Genomic DNA, 22978 nt, shown 5'->3' with positions numbered 1-22978 from the left:
TGCGACGCGCGCGGCGGCACCCCAGCCACCGGCAGGAGCGGCGCAGTGCCGCTCCTGCCCATACGAACACCCGATTTGGAGTCCGCCCATGCATCCACGCATCCTTGAGGTGACCGAGCGCCTGATCGAGCGCAGCCGTGCCACCCGCACAGGCTACCTCGCCATGATCGATGCCGCGGCTAGCGACGGCCCGCAGCGCGGCAAGCTGCAATGCGCCAACTTCGCCCATGGCGTGGCCTCCTGCGGCGGTAGCGATAAGCAGCGCCTGCGCCTGATGGACTCGGCCAATGTGGCCATCGTCACCGCCTACAACGACATGCTGTCGGCGCACCAGCCTACGTCGATTACCCCGAGCGGATCAAGCGCGTGCTGCACGAGATCGGCTCGGTCGGCCAGGTGGCGGGCGGCGTGCCCGCCATGTGCGATGGCGTGACCCAGGGTGAGCCGGGAATGGAGCTGTCCCTCGCCAGTCGCGAAGTGATAGCGCTGTCTACCGCGGTCGCCCTGTCGCACAACATGTTCGACGCGGCGCTGTACCTGGGCATCTGCGACAAGATCGTCCCCGGCCTGCTGATCGGCGCCCTGCGCTTCGGCCACCTGCCGGCGCTGTTCATGCCCAGTGGGCCGATGACCTCCGGCCTGCCCAACAAGGACAAGGCCGATGTACGTCAGCGCTTCGCCGATGGCCGGGCCAGTCGCGAAGAACTGCTCGAAGCCGAAATGAAGGCCTACCACGACCCCGGCACCTGCACCTTCTACGGCACTGCCAACACCAACCAGATGCTCATGGAAGTGATGGGGCTGCACCTGCCCGGCGCATCCTTCGTCAATCCGGAGGCCCCGCTGCGCCAGTGGCTGACCGACGAGGCCGCGCGCCAGGTGGTGCGCCTGACCCGCCAGGGCGGCAGCTTCACGCCGCTCGGCCGCCTGCTCGACGAGCGTGTGCTGGTCAACGCCGTGGTCGCCCTGCATGCCACCGGCGGCTCCACCAACCACACCCTGCACCTGCCGGCCATCGCCCAGGCCGCCGGCATCCAGCTGACCTGGCAGGACATGGCCGACCTCTCCGAAGTGGTGCCGACCCTGACCCGCGTCTATCCCAACGGCAAGGCCGACATCAACCATTTCCAGGCCGCCGGCGGCGTGGCCTTGCTGGTGCGCGAGCTGCTCGACGCCGGCCTGCTGCACGAGGACGTGGCGACGGTCGTGGGCCACGGCCTGCGCCGCTACGCCCAGGAGCCGTTCATCGACGGCGACCGGCTGGTCTGGCGCGACGGCCCGGCACGGAGCCTCGACGAAAACGTCCTGCGTCCGGTGGCGCGGCCCTTCTCGGCCGAAGGTGGCCTGCGGGTGATGCGCGGCAACCTCGGCCAGGGCGTGATGAAGATCTCTGCCGTGGCGCCCGAACACCAGGTGGTGGAGGCGCCGGTGCGGGTCTTCCATGACCAGCAGCAGTTGGTCGATGCCTTCAAGGCCGGCGAACTGGAGCGCGACCTGGTCGCGGTGATGCTGTTCCAGGGGCCACGCAGCAACGGCATGCCCGAGCTGCACAAGATGACCCCTTACCTCGGCGTGCTGCAGGATCGCGGCTTCAAGGTCGCACTGGTCACCGACGGGCGCATGTCCGGCGCCTCCGGCAAGGTGCCCGCGGCCATCCATGTCTACCCCGAGGCCATCGATGGCGGCCCCTTGGCGCGCCTGCGCGACGGCGACATCGTGCGGGTCGATGGCCGCAGCGGCGAGCTGCAGGTGAACGTCGACGCCGCCGAGCTGGCCGCGCGCCAGCCTGTGCAGCCCCTGGCCACTGAGAGCGCGGGCTGTGGCCGCGAGCTGTTCGCTTCATGCGCGGCTCCTTCAGTTCGGCCGAACTCGGTGCCAGCGTCTTTACCCAGGCCCTGGCGGCGCTGAAATAGAACCACTGCAATCGTGACGACCCGCTCGGGCCATCACGATTGCATCGCAAAAAGACAGCGCTATCTTTGGCGCGTCGCTGCAATGCCGAGGCGGGTCGCCCCAGTGGCCGGTCTCCGCCTTTCCCAACCCCCAGTCAGGGGCCACGGCCCCCGAGGATAGAACCGATGAACGACCCGCAACGCCACGAGGCGACCTCCGCACCACTGCCGGACATGGCCAGCAAGATCGCGCGCATCGACAGCCTGTGCGCGGCGGCACGTATCCTTCCGGTGATCAGGATCGAGCGCGAAGCGGACATCCTGCCGCTGGCCGATGCCCTCGCCGCCGGTGGCCTGCGCACCCTGGAAGTCACCCTGCGCTCGGACCTCGGCCTGCAGGCCATCGCCGAGTTGCGCAAGGCGCGACCGGAACTGTGCGTGGGCGCCGGCACGGTGCTCGATGAAAGCATGCTGGCCGATGCGGTGGCCGCCGGCGCCGAGTTCATCGTCACGCCGGGCTGTACCCAGGCCCTGCTCGAAGCCGGCATCGCATGCCCGGTACCGCTGCTGCCCGGCGTCAGCAGCGCCTCGGAAATCATGCTCGGCTACGCTCTGGGCTACCGCCGTTTCAAGCTGTTCCCCGCTGAACTGGCCGGTGGTATCGCCGCGCTCAAGGCGTTCCGCGGCCCATTCGGCACCGTGCGTTTCTGCCCCACCGGCGGTCTCAACCCGGGCAACCTGCGGAACTACATGCAGCAGCCCAACGTGATGTGCGTCGGCGGGTCGTGGATGCTGGAGGATGCCTGGGTGCGCAGCGGTGACTGGCAGCGCATCACCCAGGCCGGTTCCGAGGCCTTGCAACTGCTGGCGTGAGCCAGTCGGACCCGGCGCCGCTGGCGGCGCCCCTATTCGCAGTGACCGAAAGGACCGGAACCATGAGCTCAGAGAACGCATTGAACAATCTCTTTCCCAGTGCAGCCCGGATTCCCGAGCAGTACCGGCTGGACATTCCGATCGAACAGCGCGAGTACCTGCTCGATGGCCAACTGCAGCGCTGGGATGGCCCGCTGGCCAGTGTGCGCAGCCCGATCTGCCTGACCCACGGCGATGGCCACACCGAGCAGGTGATCCTCGGCAGTGCTCCGCTGATGGACGCCGAAGCCGCCCTGGCGGCGCTGGATGCCGCCGTGCGGGCCTATGACAACGGTCAGGGCGCCTGGCCGACCCTGCGCGTGGCCGAGCGTATCCGCCATGTGGAAAGCTTCCTGCAGCGCATGCGCCAGCAGCGCGACACCGTGGTACGCCTGCTGATGTGGGAAATCGGCAAGAGCCTCAAGGATGCCGAGAAGGAATTCGACCGCACCTGCGACTACATCGTCGACACCATCGACGAGCTGAAAGCGCTCGACCGCCGCTCCAGCCGCTTCGAGCTGGAACAGGGCACCCTTGGCCAGATCCGTCGCGCGCCGCTGGGCGTGGCGTTGTGCATGGGCCCCTACAACTACCCGCTCAACGAGACCTTCACCACCCTGATCCCGGCGCTGATCATGGGCAACACGGTGGTGTTCAAGCCGGCCAAGTTCGGCGTGCTGTTGATCCGTCCGCTGCTCGAAGCCTTTCGCGACAGCTTCCCGCCCGGCGTCATCAACGTCATCTACGGCAAGGGCCGCGATACCGTCAGCGCGCTGATGGCCAGCGGCAAGGTGGACGTGTTCGCCTTCATCGGCACCAACAAGGGTGCCAGCGATCTGAAGAAGCTCCACCCGCGCCCGCACCGCCTGCGCGCGGTGCTCGGCCTGGATGCGAAGAACCCCGGCATCGTGCTGCCCCAGGTGGACCTGGACAACGCCGTGGAAGAGGCCGTGACCGGCACTCTGTCGTTCAACGGCCAGCGCTGCACCGCACTGAAGATTCTGTTCGTCCACCGCGATGTTCTGCAGCCGTTCCTCGATCGCTTCAGCGCCCGGCTGGCGGCACTCAAGCCCGGCATGCCATGGGAAGAGGGCGTGGCCCTGACTCCGTTGCCGGAGCCGGGCAAGGTGGACTACCTCAACGGCCTGCTGCAGGACGCCTTGGCAAAAGGCGCACAGGTGATCAATCCGGGCGGTGGCGGCCAGCGCGAAACCTTCTTCTACCCGGCGCTACTCAGCCCGGTCAGCGCGGACATGCGGCTGTACCATGAAGAGCAATTCGGCCCGCTGATTCCGGTGGTGCCGTATGACGACCTCGCTGAAGTGATCGACTACGTCCTGCGCTCGGACTACGGCCAGCAACTCAGCCTGTTCGGCAACGACCCGCAGCAGATCGGCCGGTTGATCGACGCCTTCGCCAACCAGGTCGGCCGCATCAACGTCAATACCCAGTGCCAGCGTGGCCCGGACCGCTACCCGTTCAACGGGCGCAAGAACTCGGCCGAAGGCACCCTGTCGGTGCACGATGCGCTGCGCGTGTTCTCCATCCGCACCCTGGTCGCCACGCGGGATCGGGAAGACAACAAGGCGCTGTTCAGCGAGATTATCCAGGGCCGCCATTCGAGTTTCCTGACCACCGACTACATCTTCTGATGCCAGTACCGATGCCCCTTATGGGGGTGTGTCGGACTGCTCATTGAGCACGACGGAGGTTCCCTGTTGCCGCCTGCAATATGGGCCCGTAGTCGTTGCGCACGCTCATGCGCGAAGCTCTACCGGGATCGAATCGAAACGCATAACGAGTTTCATCCTGGGCGCCTGCCGATGCTCTATGTGGATGTAACTACTCGATGTCTCACCTGCCAAAAACGACAGGCTCAGACAGCACAAAGCCCCGAAGTACGGGGCTCTGCGTCTTTGATGGTGGAGCCGGGGGAGGGGATTTGAACCCCAATTTTTGCTCCGCTTCACCCTGCAAAGTCCTACATCATGAGCCATTTCACTGCGAATCGCTGGCTTTGTACCGCGTTAGTCAGCAATGATTTCGACACATTTTCGACACTACAAAGGTGAAGTAGAAATGGGTATCCAATTACAGCTCGGCGGAGCTGAGCGCGCGCGCTCGTTCGGTGGAGCATGCGGCTAATAAATACGGATGACATTGGGGGAGGATGCAATGCAGGTTCCGCGTGAAGAAGCAAAGAGCGAGATTGCAGTTGCTCTCGTCAAGGGGGCGTTGCAGGCGATTCCTATTGCGGGAGGGTTGCTCGCCGAAGTGGTCAATCTCTTTGTCAATCCTGCCGAGAAGAGAAAGGAACGATGGCTGATGGAGGTTTCGTCCGCCATTGAGAATGTGCACAAGGAGGTTGGGCTAGTTCCCGACGTCCTTCAGAAAGACGAGCGCTTTATCTCGTTTCTCTACCAGGCTACCCAGATAGCTTTGAGAAACCATCGGGAAGAAAAGATTCGAGCACTGCGAGAAGCACTTGAGGCAACTGCTAAGGGTGACATGCCTGAAGAGGACACTGCCTTTCAATTCTTGAGGTACGTAGACGAGCTATCGGTAACGCACTTACGGGTGTTGGGTACATTGAACAAACATGACGGGCAATTTTCGCATGTCAAAACACTAGAGCAGGTGCTTAGCCAGCTTGAGCGTTATCTCGGTGGTAGCATCGAGCGAGCTCACTTTCGCTCTGTCATCAAAGATCTGGAGTCGAGGTCACTAATATTGGCAGTTGACGTAGAAGACCTCCCTGAGTTTTCGACAGGGCAAAATATTCTGGTCGGAGGAAGCTCGGCGGCCAAGCCGTTCGGTGTGACCTCTCTAGGCAGGAGCTTCTTAAAATTCATCGGAGAAGGTTGATAGACGGTACGCCGCCGAGCAATACGATGCGACCGACGTCCTTGCCTTCACTTCGGAGCGGCGTGGCGCCCAGTGAACTTGAGCGGCCTAGAAATCGTGACGAAGTGCAGGTCGTTTAGCTGCTTCTGTAAGTACCGTTGCTCAACCTAGCGACTTCTTCCAAAGCTCATTTAGCTCCCTGCGCTCGGGCATACCATCGCCTAGCTACTTTCCGTGTGATTGCTATCCCGCGTTGGGTTTGCTCAAGTTTCGGTTGGCCTCGTCGTAGACCGGGCTGGTCTGGCCGATCTCCGGGGCAATCTGTCCGCTTGCCAACCATAGGGCGTACTGAGGTAGATCTTCACCAGTACGTCTATCTCGTCTGCGCTTACGCGCACCGCGCCTTTGCTGACGTTCCGCCAGCGCTCGTAATCACCACCTTGTTCGCTTGCCCGTTTGGGGCCGATCAGCTTGAGCAACGCGCGTGCTCTATCGGATGCGCTGTGCATGCAGAAAAATTTCCTGAGTAGCTATTGCTCCATCATGCAAGATGGGTAACAATCGCTCCATGGGTAGTTGTTACTCATTAGTTGGTTGGTTATCAAAGCCGAACATAGTGGAGTAAAGCGGATGGATACGGAAGGTTTTGACCCGCAAAAGCTGCACGGCGCCCCGCCCCTGATGCCGTGGCCGAAGTTCGCCGAGTGGATCGGCATGGGCGACGAACCCATCGTGGTACGCACCTGGCTGGACCGTGGCTACTTGCCGTCGCAGAAAGTGGGCAAGCGCACCATGGTCAACGTGGCCCTGCTGCACCAGCAGCTTCTCGAACAGGAGTGGACCCTATGAGCGCCAAAAAGGACGACAGCCTCGACCTATGCAGCATCAAGACCTTTGCCGAAATGAGCGGCGTATCGGTAGAGGAGGCCATCAACTGGGCGGACTCCGGCGCCATCCCGAGCATGAAGCTGGCCGACTTCCGCATGGTCAATCTGGCGCGCCTGCGTGATGACCTGCTCAAGGGCAAGACGGAGTTTCAACCGGGGGATTACAGCCATGTCTAGCCAACGCATCGCACTCGACGCGCAAACCGCGATGGCCTATGTCGGCCAAACCGTTCTGGTGGAACTGCGCTGGGACGAAGAGCCCGAGTCCTTCTGGCAGTGCATGCACATCCTGGGCATTGTGCTGCCGATGGAAGGGGTCTGTGACCTGGCCTATTTCATGGGGTTGAACGTCTCCAGCCAGCTCGATCATCCGAACGAAGTCTACTTCTCCGATATCTGCACCATCAGGGTGATGCGGCACCGCGACCGGCATGGTTCCGGCAACGTACTGGGCCGTATCACCCTTCCTAAGCACGCAAGGTCAAGGGCCGCGCTCCCGGCTCGTCGGAACAGCTCCACCGTTCCGTCGAACGGAAGCACGGGCGCAGCGCACCCTTGACCCTGCACGATCATGACCAGCCTATCGCTGGGAGTGTAGGGTAGCTTTTCCACCCCACGCTCCCGAGCCCTCGGCGGCAAGAGCGGGATGACAAGGGCGGCGCCCTTGGTGTTCTTCCTGTCGCGCCGCGCCGATCTCCGACTTTCCCACCTGCCTCTCGGGCTGGCCTGCCTTGTGCTCTGCATCGCACTGACTGCCACTCCGCCGCCCGACCATCCCTACCTGATGACCTTCATCCAGGAACAAGCTTGCCTGAATGACCCGACCGTCGTTTTCACTGATCCGGTTACCAGAACCCAACTCCAGCAAGCGCGCACGGCTGCACAGCTCTACGCCGAGCGTGGCGAGCGCGTCGTCTGTGCTGCCGTGCGCGCGCCGCCCCGCTGACGTCCCTGTAGCACGTCAGATAAACCCAGATGAACTACCGCATTAGTCAGCATTAGGAAGTAAAACCAAATGGCCAAACCAAAAGATTTTCTCCGCCTGGACATGCTTGCCCGTGAAGATCGCAACGGGCGTCTGTTTGTCGATCCGGGCACGGCGGCATTCGTGGATCTGTCCAAGGTCCGTTTGCTGCGCTGCGGCGTCGATACGGTCCGCCAGCTGTACCGCGGGCTGATTCGTCCGGAAATCATGGCGCTGTTCGAGAAGCCGGGCGCGATGGTCGAGTTTGCCGGGGAGATCTGGCACGCCGGGCGAGTGGGCCGGGACTCGGGCTACCAGTACAAGCTGCAGAACGCCGACCTGGGCTTCGTGCTGCTGATTAAGAACTTCAACGCGAAGCTGGAGCAGATCGGGCCGCACCTGAAAATCGAGGTGTCACCGCACGCCATCGACGCGCTGTCGCCGGAGCGGCTCCAGGAACGCATGGATTACTACGCCGCCGCCGTGATGACCCACCGGGAGCGCAATCAGTGTGCCGTCCACCTCGCCCTGGATCTGCAAGGCTGGACGCCTCCGGCTGACCTGACGGCCCGCATGCACTGCCGCGCACGTGCCAATCGCGATATCTCGGGCATCAAGGAAATCGAGTGGACCATGGAGGCAGCCACCTACGGCAAGGGCCAGTCCTTCCTGTTTGGCTCTGCCGGTGGCGTACAGCTCGGGATCTACAACAAGACGCTGCAAGCCCGCGCCCATGACAAGCTCGACTACTGGGAAAGCGTCTGGCGTCGCCGGGATTCGTTCGATGCCAAAGATCCCGAGAACTACGATCCGACCCAGGGCGTGTGGCGCGTCGAGCTGCGTTATCACCACTCGATCATCCAACAGTTCGCCAGCGGCTCGACAGACGTGAAGACCGGCCAAGCCATCGACACGGACTCGTTCGCAGCCTTCTCGGCCCATCTGGAAGGCCTGTGGCGCTACGGCATGAGCCAATTCAAGCTGCTCGCCCGGCCCGGCTACTTCGAACCCATCTGGACGCTGCTGCGCGAAGACGCACGGTTGATCTGCCAGTGGACTCCCTGGTCGATGAGACGGAGTACAAGCGCTACTACAAGACCTCTCGAGGCTTCTCGGGGAAGAACGTGGAGCTGTTCCTGGGAAACTTCGTAAGCCTGCTGGCAAGGGAGCGAGTGGGCGCTAAGAAAGCATTCGAGACCCTGAAGCAATGGGATTGCTGGCCGGTCATCCGCGATCACTATGCCGCCAAGGACATGAGCGAGCGGGATCTGTACAAGCACATCAAGGATCTGCTGCAGGAACGCCATGTGAGGTGGGGCAGGGCGATCTGATGGCGATCCAGCAAACCGACGATGGCCGCTGGAAAGTCGATGTAGAGCCGATCAAGGGCAAGCGCTTCCGCAAAACCTTCAAGACCAAGGGCGAAGCCCAGCGGTTCGAGGCGACGTGTCGGGCAAAGGTGATAGAGAACCGGGAATGGTCGCCCAGCACGGCAGATACGCGACGGCTGAGTGCGCTGATCGAGTCCTGGTATGACCTGCACGGCCACTCGCTAAGGGATGGATTGCGGCGTCGCAAGAAGCTCGATGCTCTGGCCAAGCGGTTGCGAGATCCCATCGCCTCGCGGATCGATCCGCAAGCCTATGCGCATGATCGCCGGGTTCGCATGGAGGCAGGCGCCTCGCCGAAGACGCTCAATAATGAGCTGGGCTATCTGCGCTCGGTCTACAACGAGCTTCGCGGCTTGGGTGTCATCAAGTACGAGAACCCGCTCGCGCTGGTGAAACCGTTGAAGATCCAGGAGCGTGAGCTTTCATGGCTGACGAACGAGCAGATCGCCGAACTGCTGGAGTCGATCCGCAACGGCTGCGATAACCCGCATGTCGAGCTGGTGGCAATGATCTGTCTGGCAACCGGGGCGCGATGGTCCGAAGCCGAAAGGCTGCAGCCGGGATCTATCCGAAACGGTGTCATCACGTTCAGCAGGACCAAGAGCGGGAAGGTTCGGTCGGTCCCGATCTCGCCGGAGCTGGAAAAGAAGATCGCCCAGCACTGGAAGCGCCACGGGCATTTCACCCCGGCGATAACCTCGTTCCGGCGTGCGCTGGCAAGAACCACGATCAGGCTACCGAAAGGGCAGGCCGCTCATGCACTCCGGCACACCTTCGCCAGCCACTTCATCCAGAACGGCGGGAACATCCTGACGCTGCAGAAGATCCTGGGCCATTCGAGCCTGGCCATGACGATGCGGTACGCGCACTTGGCGCCGGATCATCTGCAGGATGCGGTACGGTTAGGGCCGGCTTTGTCGTAGAGTGTCATCATTCCATTGATGGAATTTTCCATAGGGGCTATATTTCGCATGACTTGGGACGTTGAGTACACCGATGAGTTTGGTGACTGGTGGGAGTCGCTCACTGCGGAAGAGCAGGAGTCCATAGCGGTCTCCGTGCGTTTGCTGGAAGACCGTGGGCCGTCGCTCGGATTCCCACATAGCAGCGCTATCAATGGGTCACGTCATGGGCATATGCGAGAGCTGAGAACTCAGCACAACGGCGCCCGATACGAACGCTGTATGCATTCGATCCCAGGCGCTCGGCGATCCTGTTGATTGGCGGAGACAAGACGGGCGACAACCGCTGGTACGAGATCAACGTTCCGTTGGCAGATCGTCTCTATGACGAGCACCTGGAACAGCTTGAGAAGGAGGGCTGAACGATGGCCAAGAAATTCGCAGACTTGCGCGCAAAGATGTCGCCAGAGGCTCAGGCTCGTGTGGAAGCCAAAGCCCAGGAGCTGCTTGCTGAAATGCCGCTGAACGAGCTGCGTCAGGCCCGTGGTTTGTCGCAGAAGATGCTGGCCGAGCTATTGCACGTACAGCAGCCGTCGATCGCGAAAATGGAAAAGCGCACCGACATGTATATCTCTACGCTGCGTAGCCACATCGAAGCAATGGGCGGGCAGCTTGAGGTCATCGCCCGGTTCCCAGATGGTTCGGTGAAGATCAGCAACTTCGCCGAGATCGAAGCTGCCGCTCAGCAAGCGTGAGTCTTCGACACTTCTTCGACACACGCTGCTTCAGAAAGCAAAAAACCCTGAAATTCTCTAGGAAAATCAGGGTTTTAAGTGCTTCTAATTGGTGGAGCCGGGGGGATTTGAATCCCAAACTTCAATATCCCGGCCAAATCAAGGCTTCAGCGCATTATGCAAGAAACCTTGATTTGTTGGATTGCTCACAGTGAGCGCGAGTATATGAACCTTTCGAGCCTTGTCAAGCATCGCATTCACCTATCTGTGAGAGTGGCTTTGCGTGCGTTGGCGAGTAGAGCTGCCCGCAGTCGGTTGGGTTTAGGCTGCGTTGAAGCCAAACGCTCCTGAGTTTGAAGTTACCAATGATCTAGGGAGGCGCCTTGGGTTTCTAAGGTGTTCCCGTTGGCACCCGATCATAATCACCTCAACTCAATTTACGGTCTTATTTTGACTGCGGTTCAAGGTTCATGGAGCAGGATTGCCTGGTGTGATTCCAGGTTTCAATCGCGAGGTGCGAAAATGGATGGGGCTGACATCGCTCGCTCAACGCGCGGTTGCCAATACCTTACGAGCGAACGTAACCAATTCAGGGCAGTCACCGTTGGTGCTGTTTCGGTCAACAAAAAAGCCTCGGATGCCTACTGCCGTTGGCCCATCTCGGTCGCAACGTTGGGAGTCACCGATCATCCACGATGCGGTCGGGGACGCCCCAAGCTGATCGCAAATCCAACTGTAGATGGTGGGTTCGGGCTTCATTACGCCTAAATCACAGCTAAACGCATATGCGTCTAGCATGGGGTAGCAACGCAGGACGGCTTGCCGGTACGGGAAAGCCAAATTCGAGCAAACACCGATTCGAATGCCTTGCTCTTGGAGCAGTTTCACCGCTTCGAGCCCGTCAGGATATGCCTCAACGGCTGCGATCTCTTCTGCCAGGACAGTTTCCAGAGTGCTCAATTGTTCAGGGCTTGCAGTGATCCCCAAATGCGCTGCGGCTTGCGTCAACGTTATCGCAGATTTCATCAGGAAAGACGCGTCGTCCGGGCGGGGGCGCCGCCCATGCGCCTTTCCGATCTTCATCAACTGTCGGTACGGATGCGACCCATCTTGAATCTTTATCAGTGTCCCGAAAGCATCAAAAATGACGGCTTGTATGGTCATTAGACATCCCGTTACGACAGGGTATGAAGGCTGGCGCATTCAACCGACGTGCTTGATTGGCCCCGAATACTTCGCTGTAGCATGATTATTGGTTACTAGGATGAAGCCTTCCGAAGCTGCTTGTCCGATGAGCATCCGATCAAATGGGCGCTGTGAAGGAGAGGCGAGGCCGCAGCCGTAATGGCGTGTCGGCTGGTCACGGACAGCTCCTTGTAGTCGCCGTCCAGAAGAGACCTTCTTAGTACTCCTGAATCGAACTGAAAGCTTGCTTTGCCCATCGCGTTTTGGCCGATTTCCCAGATGCTAGCGGCGCTGATGAACAGCTCATTGGCGCGATCCTCGATCATCTCCACAGCCCCGAGTTAGCTAACCCACTTAGTCTATCCCCTCATTGGAGGGGCAGCTGTCATGGTCAATTGCAGGCTGTAAACAATTGCGGTTTTTCCGTGACGCTGCGGTTATATGGAATTATGGCTCAGCCATAATTATTGCTGAGCCATAATTTCCATCATTTTGTGGCCTCGCCGTACAGCTCGACGCGTGGCGCGCTTCGTGCGTGCACTAGATAGGTAGCTAGGTGTTAGTGAGCAGATCTCAGCGTACGCAGACTTTCTCGAACCTTCCCCTCGCTACAAATTACTCAGATCATCCGCTTTCGTTTGTATTTTAAGCAGTCGCGAGGAGTCGCGGCACCCTTCCGCGTCACAGACGCGCCTCGCTTGTGGTGATTACCAACGGTGCGAAATTTCAAAATTCAAAAAGACGACTCCGAGCCGGTTGGATCAGCCTCGCATCGTCCGTGGAGATGTCTTGATCTCAAATAGTCATTGACCGCGCCCAGGACATACATACGACCTGACATACCAGAGAACCTGACAGAAATGTAATGGTTACTTCAGCCTTTGGTCAGGACGCTTTGCATATATTGGCTGTCAGACGCTGCAAGCATTGAAAAACCGCGAATGTCCCTGCAATAGGCCAAGTTCGTCGCTAACCAATCCATAAGGTGCCCCGTATGTCCTCTCAGCAGTGCCATCACCAGCCCGACCAAACGAAAGGTACTGCAGCACTCACAGACCCCGTCTGCGGGATGAAGGTGGAAGAGGATAGCGAGCATCAAGAGCATTATCAGGGAAGCACTTACCGCTTCTGCAGCCAGGGTTGCCAGACCAAGTTTCGTTCCGACCCTGCTCGATATCTCGCTGCACCGCAGGCTCATGGGACCTCCTCTCGGGCATCTACCCCACCCGCACAGAAACCACCCGCCGGTGATGCAACGACAGAGTACACCTGCCCGATGCACCCTGAGATCCGCCAAATGGGTCCAGGTGATTGCCCTATCTGTGGGATGTCATTGGAACCTCTGATCCCTGAACTCGACGAGGAGGAGAATCCCGAACTCAAGGACTTCTCGAAGCGATTCTGGTGGTCTCTGCCCCTGACCGTAGCAGTAACCCTGTTGGCAATGGCGGGACATGCGATACCGCTGTTTCACGGCGCTAGCCAGAACTGGGTTGAACTAGCCCTTACGACCCCGGTTGTCTTGTGGGCAGGTTGGCCATTTTTCGTGCGCGGTTTCGCATCAGTTAAGCATCGCAGCCCAAACATGTGGACGTTGATCGGGCTTGGCACAGGGGCTGCGTATATTTACAGCATCGTAGCAACCGTCTTACCGAGCATATTTCCAGAGTCATTCACTGTGGGCGGCCGGATAGGCGTTTACTACGAAGCCGCAGCGGTCATCATTTCACTGACGCTTTTAGGTCAGCTGCTCGAACTGAAGGCCCGCTCTCAGACATCTTCCGCAATCAAGTCCCTGCTTGGCTTATCACCCAAAACAGCTCGCCGTATCGCCAAGGATGGTTCCGAGGAGGACATCCCGCTCACACATGTTCACGAGGGCGACCATCTGCGCGTTCGTCCTGGTGAAAAGGTACCCGTTGATGGAGAGGTGTTAGAGGGCGAGAGCGCCGTCGACGAATCCATGCTAACGGGCGAGCCGGTTCCGGTGACGAAGCGGACAGGCGATTCGCTTATCGGCGCGACGATGAACACGAGCGGCTCGCTTGTCATGCGAGCCACCAGGGTTGGCTCCGGGACTATGCTTTCACAAATCGTCCAGATGGTTGCGAATGCGCAACGCTCCAAAGCACCCATGCAGCGAATGGCGGACACGGTTGCGGGTTATTTCGTGCTGACGGTCATTGGTATCGCCTTGCTGACATTCTTTGCATGGGGCCTGTTTGGACCCGAGCAGGGCTGGGTATTCGGCCTGATCAATGCAGTTGCGGTTCTGATCATTGCTTGCCCTTGCGCACTTGGCCTTGCAACGCCTATGTCGATCATGGTTGCCACAGGCAAAGCGGCTGGAAGCGGAGTGCTTTTCAGAGACGCAGGCGCCATCGAGAACGTCCGTAAGGTAGACACGCTGATTGTCGATAAAACAGGAACCTTGACCGAGGGCCGACCTGTCTTCGATCGGGCCATAGGCGTCACGCCGTTTGACTCGCAGGAAGTCATCCGTTTGTCTGCCAGCTTGGATCAAGGTAGTGAGCATCCCCTAGCCCACGCGATCGTAGACCATGCCAGAAGCGAAGGTATCCAGCTGGCGAAGCCAGAGACCTTCGAGTCAGGGTCAGGTATCGGAGTCCGTGGTCTGGTGGAAGGCAAGCAGCTACAACTAGGCAACACCGCGCTTATGGAAGATGCGGGTGTGAGCGTCGAGCCGTTGAGAGATCAGGCAGAAAAAATGCGCGAGAGCGGTACCAGCATTGTGTACCTGGCTGTTGATGGGGCACTTGCCGGCTTGCTGGCCGTATCGGACCCAATCAAACCGACTTCCAAGGAAGCTGTAGCGCGGCTCCAAGCGGAGGGCGTGCAAGTCATCATGGCCACCGGCGACGGGCTTACCACTGCCCGCGCGGTGGCTCGTGAGCTATCGATCGATGAGGTGCATGGCGAAGTGAAGCCGCAGGACAAGGAGGCGCTGGTGGTTAAGCTACAAGCCCTAGGTAAAGTAGTCGCCATGGCAGGCGACGGAATAAATGATGCGCCGGCGCTCGCCAGGGCTGATGTCGGCATAGCGATGGGCACGGGCACTGACGTCGCCATGAACAGCGCCCAAGTTACGCTCGTTAAAGGTGACCTGATGGGGATACTGCGCGCGCGCACGCTTTCGGTGGCGACGGTTCGCAATATGCGTCAGAACCTTCTGTTTGCCTTTATGTACAACGGGTTGAGCATCCCGATTGCCGCAGGTCTGCTCTATCCGTTCTTCGGACTGTTGCTGTCTCCGATGATTGCTGCCCTGGCCATGAGCCTCAGCTCAGCATCGGTTGTGTTCAACGCACTCCGGCTCCGTCAAACGCGTGTAGTTTGAAGCCTGTCGGCTTAGGCTTAGGCTTCGGTTGCGAAGCGACCGATTGCCTAATTGATTGCTCATGAATTGCCCCGTAAGCTGGAAATATGAAGTCCTACATGCGCTCCTTCCTTATCCTGCTGCTAGTGCTTGCGCTTCCGATCAATGGGATAGCGGAAATGCTCATGCCGGTTGGATCGTCCGGGCATCACGTGATGTCCGATATGGAAGGTGTGGGCGCCATGACGACCGACCACGCTTCGATGGTTGGCGCCGATGACGGTGCTGAACACGAGTGCTGTGAAGCGAATGAGCATGGAACGGCGACCGTCTGCAAGACGGGCCAAGAATGCAAAACTGCAAGTATCCTTCAGCTTGTCTCAATAAAAGCCCAGCTGATGCCTGCTGCTAAACCCGTGACCACTCCCTATAACGGCCTGATCCCCTCTAGCCTTTTAGACGCCGTCTGGCATCCACCCCGCGTCTAATTCCGATCAAATTATAGGAACCGCCCGAGTGAGCATTCGGGCCGGCTACCGCGCGCCTTTGGCTCGCATGAAAGATCAGGAATCCTTCGCAAATGAAACCCCGTATTTATTGGGCGCCGCCGTACGTGGCCGCCTTGATCATGGGCGCGCTCTCGTTTCCAGGGTTAGCGTCCGCTTTGACCTTAGAACAAGCTCTGAGCGTGGCCGAGCAAGACGCGCCTTCGCTGCATGCGCAAGCCGCCAACCTGGTGGCCGCACGCAGCGCTGCAATCCCTGCCGGCGAGCTTCCTGACCCTAAACTTAAGCTTGGACTGCAAAGCGTGCCCATCGAAGGTGACGCTCGCTGGCAGTTGGAGCAAGAGGCCATGACCATGCAAATGGTTGGGGTCATGCAAGATGTGCCAAACCGAGCGAAAAGGCGCGCTCGTGTCGAGGCCGCGCAGGCTAGTGTTGCGCTCGCAAACGCCCAGCAAACGGTTGAACGTCTCGGTGTGCGCCAAGCAACCGCCGAGGCATGGATCGCTAGCTTCGCGGTCGAGCAGAAGCTAAGCCTTTTCAAGCAGCTTTACAGCGAGAATCAGCTCCTTTCGCGGGCTGTTCAGGCCCGCATTGCTGGCGGCAGCGGACAAACCGCAGACAGCGTACTTCCGAGGCAAGAGGCAGCATTGCTGGCTGAACAAGAGGATGAGCTGCTGCGTAACCAGGCTGTTGCGCGGGCCGGCCTCCGGCGCTGGATAGGCGAGCTAGCAGGCCAGCCGCTTACAGGTGACTGGCCGCAATGGCTTGCCGCCGTTGATAACTATCAGCACAACCTGAACCGGCACCCGGCGTTACTCGCCTTCGACCCGATGACTCGTGAAGCGGAGGCAAAGGTTCACCAGGCCATCGCAGAGAAAACACCGGATTGGAGCTGGGGGATCGACTACCTGCGACGTGGCCGTGAGTACGGCGACATGGTGAACCTCAGCGTCAGCTTCGACCTGCCGCTGTTTACCAGCTCTCGGCAGGATCCGAAGATCGCGGCCGAACGAGCTCGCCTTGCCCAGATCGAGCTCAGCGCCAAGCGACCTTGCGCCTGTACAACCAAGAGCTGAGTACTGACCTCGCTGAGTATCAGCGTCTGGACCGCGCACTCATCCGCCTCGACAAAACCTTACTACCCCTCGCTGAAGAGAAGGTCCGCCTTGCCATGGCCGATTACCGCTCCGGAAGCGGTGAGCTGACCGCTGTGATCGAAGCGCGACGACAGCTTGTGGAGACCCGGCTACGGCGTATTGACGTCGCCCGCGATCGATCGTTGAGCAATGCCCGCCTGCATTTCGCCTTTGGAGATACCCGACCATGACATTCCAACACAAGCGGCTGGTACTCGCCTTCAGTCTGCCTCTGATGATTAGCGCTGCAGCGCTAATCGGTCTGCCTACCGCAGCCTTCGGACAATCGCCTGCAGAAGAAGACAAGGAAGTGCTCTATTGGTATGACCCTATGGTCCCCCAGCAAAAGTTCGATAAGCCGGGCAAGTCGCCATTCATGGATATGGAATTGATTCCACGCTATGCAGATGAGGGAAGCGACGGGGCATCGATCAGTATCGACCCGAGCGTGACGCAGAATCTCGGCGTGCGCTTGGCAACCGTAACGCGTGAATCGATCAGCCAGTCGCTCGAAGCGACAGGCGCGTTGATGTTTGACGAGCGAGACGTGGCGGTTGTGCAGGCGCGTGCCGGTGGCTTTGTCGAGCGCGTTTACGACCGAGCACCGGAGGATGTCATCGAAAAAGGCGCGCCGTTAGCCGATCTTTTGGTTCCCGAATGGGCTGCCGCACAGGAAGAGTACCTGGCGCTCAAAGGGGTCGGCCAACCCCAGCTGCTCGCAGCGGCTCGCCAGCGGTTGCGCCTTGCTGGCATGCCGCCAGAAGTCATAGTGCAGCTAGAACGAACTGGTAAAGCGCGCCCTGTTTGGACAGTGAGGAGTCCAATAGGCGGCGTGCTGAACAGCCTCGACGTTCGCGAGGGCATGACCGTATCCACTGGTGCGTCTCTGGCACGTGTTAATGGGCTGGAAAAGGTATGGTTAGAAGTTGCGGTGCCTGAGGCGCAGGTTGCAAATGTGGCGCCTGGGCAGCTGGTCAACGCGCGCCTCCCGGCCTTTGCAGGTGAAGTTCTGGAAGGGACGATCCAGGCCGTACTACCACAAGCCAACCTGGATAGCCGCACTGTGCGTGTCCGGGTCGAGCTACCTAACCCGCAACAACGGCTTCGTCCCGGCATGACGGCCGAGGTGACGTTGAGTCGCAACGTCGAAGATGTCTTGGTCATCCCGTCCGAGGCGGTCATTCGCACCGGTCGGCGCGCATTGGTGATGCTGGCCGAGGATCAAGGCCGTTACCGCCCGATTGAGGTTCGCACAGGCCGGGAATTCGATGACCAGACAGAGGTGCTTGAAGGGCTGGAAGCCGGTCAGAAGGTCGTGGCGTCCGGTCAGTTTCTCCTGGATTCAGAGGCGAGCTACGCGGGCTGACCGCTCAGGGTTTGGAGGAGCCTGCAACTTCTACAGAACCTGCGCTGCACGAGGCTGAAGGTACGATCGTCAGCCTGGAAGATGGCATGGTTGGCCTGTCGCATGGGCCGTTCAAGACGCTGAACATGCCTGGGATGACCATGTCCTTTCCGGTTGCGGATCAATCCCTGCTGTCAGGCTTGCAAGTCGACGACCGCGTCCGTGTGGGCGTGCGTGAAAGCGAAGAGGGCCTGGTCATTGAGCACATCGAGAAGCTGGGGGGCCAGCCATGATCGCAGCCATAATTCGCTGGTCAGTGGCCAACCGCTTTCTGATCCTGCTGGCTACTGTGTTCGCGGTGGCTTGGGGTGTCTGGTCGGTCAAAAACACCGCTGTTGATGCATTGCCAGACCTTTCCGACGTTCAGGTCATCATCCGCACGCCATACCCCGGGCAGGCGCCCCAGATCGTTGAGAATCAGGTCACCTACCCACTGACGACGACCATGCTGTCTGTCCCCGGCGCAAAGACGGTCCGCGGCTACTCCTTCTTCGGGGATAGCTACGTGTACGTCCTGTTTGAGGACGGCACCGACCTCTATTGGGCCCGTTCTCGGGTGCTGGAGTACCTGAGTCAGGTGCAGAGTCGGCTTCCCGCCGCCGCCAAACCCGCTTTGGGCCCTGACGCCACAGGTGTCGGCTGGATCTACCAATATGCTTTGGTAGACCGAACGGGCAAACATGACCTCTCGCAGCTGCGCTCTTTGCAAGATTGGTTCCTGCGCTATGAGCTCAAGACACTGCCCAACGTGGCGGAAGTCGCGCCCATAGGCGGGATGGTCAAGCAGTATCAGGTCGTACTGGATCCCGTGCGCATGGCAAGCAGGGGCGTGACGCAGCAGCAGATTGCAAAGGCGATCGATGAAGCCAACCGTGAAACCGGCGGGAGTGTTCTGGAACTCGCAGAAACCGAGTTCATGGTCCGTGCGACCGGGTATCTCAAGACACTCAAAGACTTTCGAGCCATTCCTTTGCGTCTCGACGGCGGCGTGCCAGTGACGCTAGGGGACGTTGCGCATATCCAGCTCGGCCCGGAAATGCGCCGGGGCATCAGCGAGCTTGACGGTGAAGGTGAGGTAGTCGGCGGCGTGGTGATCCTGCGGAGCGGCAAGAACGCTCGGGAAACCATCGCTGCCGTTCAGACCAAACTGGATGAGCTGAAAGCGAGCCTGCCCCAAGGCGTCGAAATCGTCACGACGTACGACCGTAGCAAGCTGATCGACAGTGCCGTTGAAAACCTCACGCACAAGCTCATCGAGGAGTTCATTGTCGTTGCGTTGGTTTGCGCGATTTTTCTGTGGCATCTGCGCTCGTCGTTGGTCGCCATCGTGTCGTTGCCGATCGGCATCCTGATTGCTTTTGTGATCATGCAGCGGCAAGGCATCAACGCCAACATCATGTCGTTGGGTGGCATCGCGATCGCGATCGGAGCGATGGTCGATGCAGCAATCGTCATGATCGAAAACGCCCACAAGCACATTGAGGCCTGGCACAAGCGGCATCCTGACTCCACCTTGAAGGGCCAGGAGCACTGGAAGGTCATTACTGACGCGGCTGTTGAAGTGGGGCCGGCATTGTTCTTCAGCCTGCTGATCATCACGCTGTCGTTCATTCCAGTGTTCACCCTGGAGGCGCAGGAAGGCCGGCTGTTCGGTCCACTGGCGTTCACCAAAACCTATGCAATGGCAGCCGCCGCGGGCCTGTCTGTCACGCTGGTTCCGGTGCTCATGGGGTATTGGATCAGGGGCAAAATCCCTGACGAACACCGTAATCCACTCAACCGTGGCCTCATCTGGATCTACAAGCCGGCCCTGGACGCGGTACTGCGCTGGCCCAAGATGACTCTGCTGGTGGCTGTTCTGGTCTTCCTGACAGGCTTGTGGCCGGCCTCTCGCTTGGTGGGGAGTTCTTGCCCCCGCTGGATGAAGGTGACCTCCTTTATATGCCCACTGCGCTTCCAGGCCTCTCCGCTCAGAAGGCTTCTGAGCTACTGCAGCAGACGGACCGGCTCATAAAAACGGTTCCAGAAGTTGCACACGTGTTCGGTAAGGCTGGTCGAGCCGACACCGCTACAGATCCCGCCCCGCTGGAAATGTTCGAGACGACCATTCAGTTCAAGCCGAAGGATCAATGGCGCCCTGGGATGACGCCTGACAAGCTGGTTGAGGAGTTGGATCGCACCGTACAGGTACCTGGATTAGCCAATCTGTGGATCCCGCCGATTCGAAACCGTATCGATATGCTGGCGACGGGTATCAAGAGCCCGATCGGGGTGAAAGTGTATGGCACTGACTTGGCACAGATCGACAAAGCCACCCAGGCAGTGGAAAAAATCGCCAAAACGGTGCCTGGGGTCAGTTCGGCGCTTGCTGAGAGACTGACCGGCGGCAGGTATATCGATGTGGATATCGATCGTGTCGCCGCCGCACGCTACGGCCTGAATATCGCGGACGTGCAATCGATCGTGGCCGGTGCCATCGGTGGTCAAACCATTGGTGAAACCGTGGAAGGGCTCGCCAGGTATCCGATCAACCTCCGCTATGGCCGCGAGTGGCGCGACTCGATATCCGATCTGCGCAACCTACCGATCTACACGCCGCAAGGCAGCCAGATCACGTTGGGGACCGTGGCCAAAGTACAGGTGACAGACGGACCGCCCATGCTTAAAAGCGAAAACGCAAGGCTGTCGGGCTGGGTTTACGTCGATGTTCGTGGCCGCGACATGGCGGCTGTGGTGGGCGATCTGAGGGAAAAGATCAGCAAAGGGGTCCAGCTCGAATCCGGCATGAGCATCAGCTATTCCGGCCAATTCGAATTCATGGAGCGCGCTAACGCGAAGCTGAAGCTCGTCGTTCCGGCTACCTTGCTGATCATTTTTGTATTGCTCTACCTAACGTTTGCCCGCTTTGGCGAGGCGCTGCTCATCATGGCTACGCTGCCATTCGCTCTGACCGGGGGCGTCTGGTTCCTATATCTGCTCGGGTACAACCTATCCGTAGCGACAGGAATCGGATTCATCGCACTGGCAGGCGTTTCTGCTGAGTTCGGCGTCATTATGCTGCTGTATTTGAAGAACGCCTGGACGGATCGGGTTAACGCTGGAGCCCATGGCGAAGGCGTCCTGCTCGACGCCATTCGTGAAGGTGCTGTCCAGCGAGTGCGCCCCAAGGCCATGACCGTCGCCGTGATCATCGCTGGCCTGCTGCCCATCCTTTGGGGCGGCGGGACCGGCAGCGAAATCATGAGCCGTATTGCCGCGCCCATGGTGGGCGGGATGATCACCGCGCCGTTGCTCTCCCTGTTCGTTCTGCCGGCAGCCTACCTGCTGATGCGCCGCCGGCAATTGCAGGCCCAGCACGCAACCAAACCCACTGGTGAACATCCGTGAAAATCAAGCACCTCAGCTCCTTAAAAGACGGGGCCTGGTTGAATGTAGAGTTCATCTTGAAAAGGCATGGTTTCGACTATTCGATTCACATAAAAAGCAAAGGAGCAAGCGACCGCCACATACGCGGCGGTCGCAGCAATACAAAAGGTTGCGCTTACAGCTTTGTAATTTGAAGAACAGCTTACTGTAAGTGTTGTGCCATTAAGCTATAGGCATCAAACAATCAGGAGTTTAGTCATGAAAGCCATTAGCAAAACCATCCTTTTTACTATGTTCGCTGCCGCCTCCTCTTTCGCAATGGCAGAACAAAATTCTGATCAAGTTATTCAGCGCCATAAAGAAGCCAAGCCAGTACTTAAGGCGCTACTTGAGGAAGGCAAAGTGCTAAGTGTAGGGCCTGCAGGTGCCACAGGTAAAAGTGGGGTTATGCAAAGGAGCAAGTATGATGGCCGTCCCCAAACGTTTGAGATAAAAATCAGAACGCCTGATGACGTGACCCATATCGTGGAATTCCGAGGACTGCCCTTCGGACTCAATAACGGTTAAGCAACGCAAAAAACCACACTCAAAGGATAGATAGATTTTTTCTCTTGCGCCGCCGGCAATTGCATACCGCAGCAACCTACAGATCTGGAGAGACATTCATGAACATCATGTCCATTACCCTTGCCACACTTTTCTTGGTCCCAGCCGCCTATGCTGCCGACAAGAAGCCCATGGATGGCATGCCTATGGATCATAAAGGCATGAACATGCAAATGGACCATAAATCAGCCGCACAGACCGCTACGGCTACTGGCACGATCAAGAAGGTGAATACCGAAAGCGGGACCGTCACCATTGCCCACGGCCCGGTCAAGGCCTTGGGCTGGCCCGCAATGACGATGGGATTCAAAGCAAAGCCTGACCAGCTCCAAAAGCTAAAAGAAGGCGATAAGGTCCAGTTCGATTTCTCCTCGCAGGGAATGGACTCCACGGTCACCCGCATCGAAAAACAGTAAGTGCAGAACCGCTCGCCGTATATGCGACGGGCATAGCTCGATTAAAAGAGAGAAATTACAGCTTTGTAACGTTGAGAACAGCTTCTTGTAAGTCTTGCACTTATAACATATCGGTATCAACTAACCAAAGGGTCAAAACCATGAACCGTATGAACAAAGTGATTTTCCCGCTTATTCTAACTGCTGCTTCATCTTTTGCGTTAGCTGAAGGCGGAAGCGAACGCACGCTGCATCGTTTGAATGATCCGGAAACCAAGTCCACTCTTAAGGAGTTGGTTAAAGAAGGTAAGGTGCTTAACATTGCACCTGCAGGGGCGAACGGCAAGACTGACATGATTCAAAACTATCGTACTAACGCCAAAGTCCAAACCTACGAGATGAGGGTAAAGACACCTGACGGGAAAATTCATACGGTAGAGTTTTTGAGCACCCCGATTGGCGTAAATAACGGCTAACCTGTCAAAGTTAATATCAAGGGTAGGCGACATGCGAGGA

At 59.0% G+C, this 22978-nt stretch carries 17 protein-coding genes and 6 pseudogenes; 21 read left to right on the top strand and 2 right to left on the bottom strand.

Annotated elements, in window-relative coordinates:
- Nucleotides 1-88: 88 nt before the first annotated feature.
- The 12 genes and pseudogenes from edd to BAY1663_RS06495 all read left to right on the top strand — a co-directional run bounded on the left by edd (nucleotide 89) and on the right by BAY1663_RS06495 (nucleotide 10547).
- Nucleotides 89-1913 (top strand): annotated as a pseudogene (gene edd, locus BAY1663_RS06550) (phosphogluconate dehydratase).
- A 165-nt stretch (nucleotides 1914-2078) separates the two neighbouring features.
- Nucleotides 2079-2765 carry a bifunctional 4-hydroxy-2-oxoglutarate aldolase/2-dehydro-3-deoxy-phosphogluconate aldolase gene (locus tag BAY1663_RS06545; RefSeq protein WP_051497085.1) on the top strand — a complete coding sequence of 229 codons (687 nt, stop codon included), beginning with the start codon at nucleotides 2079-2081 and terminating at the stop codon, nucleotides 2763-2765.
- A 62-nt stretch (nucleotides 2766-2827) separates the two neighbouring features.
- Nucleotides 2828-4456 carry an NADP-dependent glyceraldehyde-3-phosphate dehydrogenase gene (locus tag BAY1663_RS06540; RefSeq protein ID WP_037038782.1) on the top strand — a complete coding sequence of 543 codons (1629 nt, stop codon included), beginning with the start codon at nucleotides 2828-2830 and terminating at the stop codon, nucleotides 4454-4456.
- A 523-nt stretch (nucleotides 4457-4979) separates the two neighbouring features.
- Nucleotides 4980-5669: a hypothetical protein gene (locus BAY1663_RS06535; RefSeq protein ID WP_128576115.1), complete on the top strand. Its 690-nt coding sequence runs from the start codon at nucleotides 4980-4982 to the stop codon at nucleotides 5667-5669.
- A gap of 609 nt (nucleotides 5670-6278) precedes the next feature.
- On the top strand, nucleotides 6279-6497 hold the full coding sequence (locus BAY1663_RS06530; protein ID WP_037038776.1) for a hypothetical protein: 219 nt from the start codon (nucleotides 6279-6281) through the stop codon (nucleotides 6495-6497).
- On the top strand, nucleotides 6494-6712 hold the full coding sequence (locus tag BAY1663_RS06525) for a hypothetical protein (RefSeq protein WP_045429955.1): 219 nt from the start codon (nucleotides 6494-6496) through the stop codon (nucleotides 6710-6712). The genes BAY1663_RS06530 and BAY1663_RS06525 overlap by 4 nt, the downstream gene beginning before the upstream one ends.
- Nucleotides 6705-7094 carry a hypothetical protein gene (locus BAY1663_RS06520; protein WP_037038769.1) on the top strand — a complete coding sequence of 130 codons (390 nt, stop codon included), beginning with the start codon at nucleotides 6705-6707 and terminating at the stop codon, nucleotides 7092-7094. Before BAY1663_RS06525 ends, BAY1663_RS06520 begins: the two co-directional genes overlap by 8 nt.
- Nucleotides 7095-7202: 108 nt before the next feature.
- Nucleotides 7203-7481: a hypothetical protein gene (locus BAY1663_RS06515; RefSeq protein WP_256206573.1), complete on the top strand. Its 279-nt coding sequence runs from the start codon at nucleotides 7203-7205 to the stop codon at nucleotides 7479-7481.
- Nucleotides 7482-7550: 69 nt separating this feature from the next.
- A pseudogene (locus BAY1663_RS06510) lies at nucleotides 7551-8830 on the top strand (hypothetical protein).
- A complete protein-coding gene (locus BAY1663_RS06505; RefSeq protein WP_037038837.1) occupies nucleotides 8830-9813 on the top strand; it encodes a tyrosine-type recombinase/integrase in 984 nt (327 codons plus the stop codon). Before BAY1663_RS06510 ends, BAY1663_RS06505 begins: the two are co-directional and overlap by 1 nt.
- A gap of 48 nt (nucleotides 9814-9861) precedes the next feature.
- Nucleotides 9862-10214: pseudogene (locus tag BAY1663_RS06500) on the top strand (type II toxin-antitoxin system RelE/ParE family toxin).
- A gap of 3 nt (nucleotides 10215-10217) precedes the next feature.
- Entirely contained in the window at nucleotides 10218-10547 is a 330-nt protein-coding gene (locus BAY1663_RS06495) for an XRE family transcriptional regulator (protein ID WP_037038764.1), read from the top strand.
- A 525-nt stretch (nucleotides 10548-11072) separates the two neighbouring features.
- Here the strand turns inward: BAY1663_RS06495 and BAY1663_RS06490 are convergent.
- Both BAY1663_RS06490 and BAY1663_RS06485 read right to left on the bottom strand, forming a co-directional pair.
- On the bottom strand, nucleotides 11073-11690 hold the full coding sequence (locus tag BAY1663_RS06490; protein ID WP_019407037.1) for an HAD family hydrolase: 618 nt from the start codon (nucleotides 11688-11690) through the stop codon (nucleotides 11073-11075).
- Nucleotides 11691-11785: 95 nt separating this feature from the next.
- A complete protein-coding gene (locus tag BAY1663_RS06485) occupies nucleotides 11786-12037 on the bottom strand; it encodes a hypothetical protein (protein ID WP_026006656.1) in 252 nt (83 codons plus the stop codon).
- 668 nt (nucleotides 12038-12705) lie between these two features.
- Between BAY1663_RS06485 and BAY1663_RS06475 the strand changes: the two genes are divergently transcribed.
- From BAY1663_RS06475 to BAY1663_RS23370, 9 genes and pseudogenes are all read left to right on the top strand, one after another.
- Nucleotides 12706-15069, top strand: coding sequence for a heavy metal translocating P-type ATPase (locus tag BAY1663_RS06475; RefSeq protein WP_081002777.1), 2364 nt, complete (start codon nucleotides 12706-12708; stop codon nucleotides 15067-15069).
- An 86-nt stretch (nucleotides 15070-15155) separates the two neighbouring features.
- Entirely contained in the window at nucleotides 15156-15536 is a 381-nt protein-coding gene (locus BAY1663_RS06470; RefSeq protein ID WP_014822249.1) for a hypothetical protein, read from the top strand.
- Nucleotides 15537-15628: 92 nt separating this feature from the next.
- Nucleotides 15629-16881 (top strand): annotated as a pseudogene (locus BAY1663_RS06465) (TolC family protein).
- Nucleotides 16878-18328, top strand: a pseudogene (locus tag BAY1663_RS06460) (efflux RND transporter periplasmic adaptor subunit). The pseudogenes BAY1663_RS06465 and BAY1663_RS06460 overlap by 4 nt, the downstream one beginning before the upstream one ends.
- Nucleotides 18325-21482, top strand: a pseudogene (locus tag BAY1663_RS06455) (efflux RND transporter permease subunit). The pseudogenes BAY1663_RS06460 and BAY1663_RS06455 overlap by 4 nt, the downstream one beginning before the upstream one ends.
- Complete coding sequence (locus BAY1663_RS24415; protein ID WP_164838432.1) at nucleotides 21479-21655, top strand: hypothetical protein; 177 nt, start codon at nucleotides 21479-21481, stop codon at nucleotides 21653-21655. The pseudogene BAY1663_RS06455 and the gene BAY1663_RS24415 overlap by 4 nt, the downstream one beginning before the upstream one ends.
- Before the next feature lie 64 nt (nucleotides 21656-21719).
- Nucleotides 21720-22028 (top strand): hypothetical protein, encoded by a 309-nt coding sequence (locus BAY1663_RS23375; protein WP_017245527.1) that lies wholly within the window; start codon nucleotides 21720-21722, stop codon nucleotides 22026-22028.
- Nucleotides 22029-22126: 98 nt separating this feature from the next.
- Nucleotides 22127-22483 carry a copper-binding protein gene (locus tag BAY1663_RS06450; RefSeq protein ID WP_017245526.1) on the top strand — a complete coding sequence of 119 codons (357 nt, stop codon included), beginning with the start codon at nucleotides 22127-22129 and terminating at the stop codon, nucleotides 22481-22483.
- Nucleotides 22484-22623: 140 nt separating this feature from the next.
- Entirely contained in the window at nucleotides 22624-22938 is a 315-nt protein-coding gene (locus BAY1663_RS23370; RefSeq protein WP_041016062.1) for a co-regulatory protein PtrA N-terminal domain-containing protein, read from the top strand.
- The last annotated feature ends 40 nt before the right edge of the window (nucleotides 22939-22978 follow it).

This window comes from Pseudomonas sp. BAY1663 (assembly GCF_000582595.1).
Taxonomy (GTDB): Bacteria; Pseudomonadota; Gammaproteobacteria; order Pseudomonadales; family Pseudomonadaceae; genus Stutzerimonas; species Stutzerimonas stutzeri_AF.
This window is presented reverse-complemented; position numbering and strand designations above follow the sequence as displayed.

Bases quoted from the DNA above. Each gene is read 5' to 3' on its own strand.
- BAY1663_RS06545 (WP_051497085.1), top strand. From the start codon at position 2,079: ATGAACGACCCGCAACGCCACGAGGCGACCTCCGCACCACTGCCGGAC.
- BAY1663_RS06540 (WP_037038782.1), top strand. From the start codon at position 2,828: ATGAGCTCAGAGAACGCATTGAACAATCTCTTTCCCAGTGCAGCCCGG.
- BAY1663_RS06535 (WP_128576115.1), top strand. From the start codon at position 4,980: ATGCAGGTTCCGCGTGAAGAAGCAAAGAGCGAGATTGCAGTTGCTCTC.
- BAY1663_RS06530 (WP_037038776.1), top strand. From the start codon at position 6,279: ATGGATACGGAAGGTTTTGACCCGCAAAAGCTGCACGGCGCCCCGCCC.
- BAY1663_RS06525 (WP_045429955.1), top strand. From the start codon at position 6,494: ATGAGCGCCAAAAAGGACGACAGCCTCGACCTATGCAGCATCAAGACC.
- BAY1663_RS06520 (WP_037038769.1), top strand. From the start codon at position 6,705: ATGTCTAGCCAACGCATCGCACTCGACGCGCAAACCGCGATGGCCTAT.
- BAY1663_RS06505 (WP_037038837.1), top strand. From the start codon at position 8,830: ATGGCGATCCAGCAAACCGACGATGGCCGCTGGAAAGTCGATGTAGAG.
- BAY1663_RS06495 (WP_037038764.1), top strand. From the start codon at position 10,218: ATGGCCAAGAAATTCGCAGACTTGCGCGCAAAGATGTCGCCAGAGGCT.
- BAY1663_RS06490 (WP_019407037.1), bottom strand. From the start codon at position 11,690: ATGACCATACAAGCCGTCATTTTTGATGCTTTCGGGACACTGATAAAG.
- BAY1663_RS06485 (WP_026006656.1), bottom strand. From the start codon at position 12,037: ATGATCGAGGATCGCGCCAATGAGCTGTTCATCAGCGCCGCTAGCATC.
- BAY1663_RS06475 (WP_081002777.1), top strand. From the start codon at position 12,706: ATGTCCTCTCAGCAGTGCCATCACCAGCCCGACCAAACGAAAGGTACT.
- BAY1663_RS06470 (WP_014822249.1), top strand. From the start codon at position 15,156: ATGAAGTCCTACATGCGCTCCTTCCTTATCCTGCTGCTAGTGCTTGCG.
- BAY1663_RS23375 (WP_017245527.1), top strand. From the start codon at position 21,720: ATGAAAGCCATTAGCAAAACCATCCTTTTTACTATGTTCGCTGCCGCC.
- BAY1663_RS06450 (WP_017245526.1), top strand. From the start codon at position 22,127: ATGAACATCATGTCCATTACCCTTGCCACACTTTTCTTGGTCCCAGCC.
- BAY1663_RS23370 (WP_041016062.1), top strand. From the start codon at position 22,624: ATGAACCGTATGAACAAAGTGATTTTCCCGCTTATTCTAACTGCTGCT.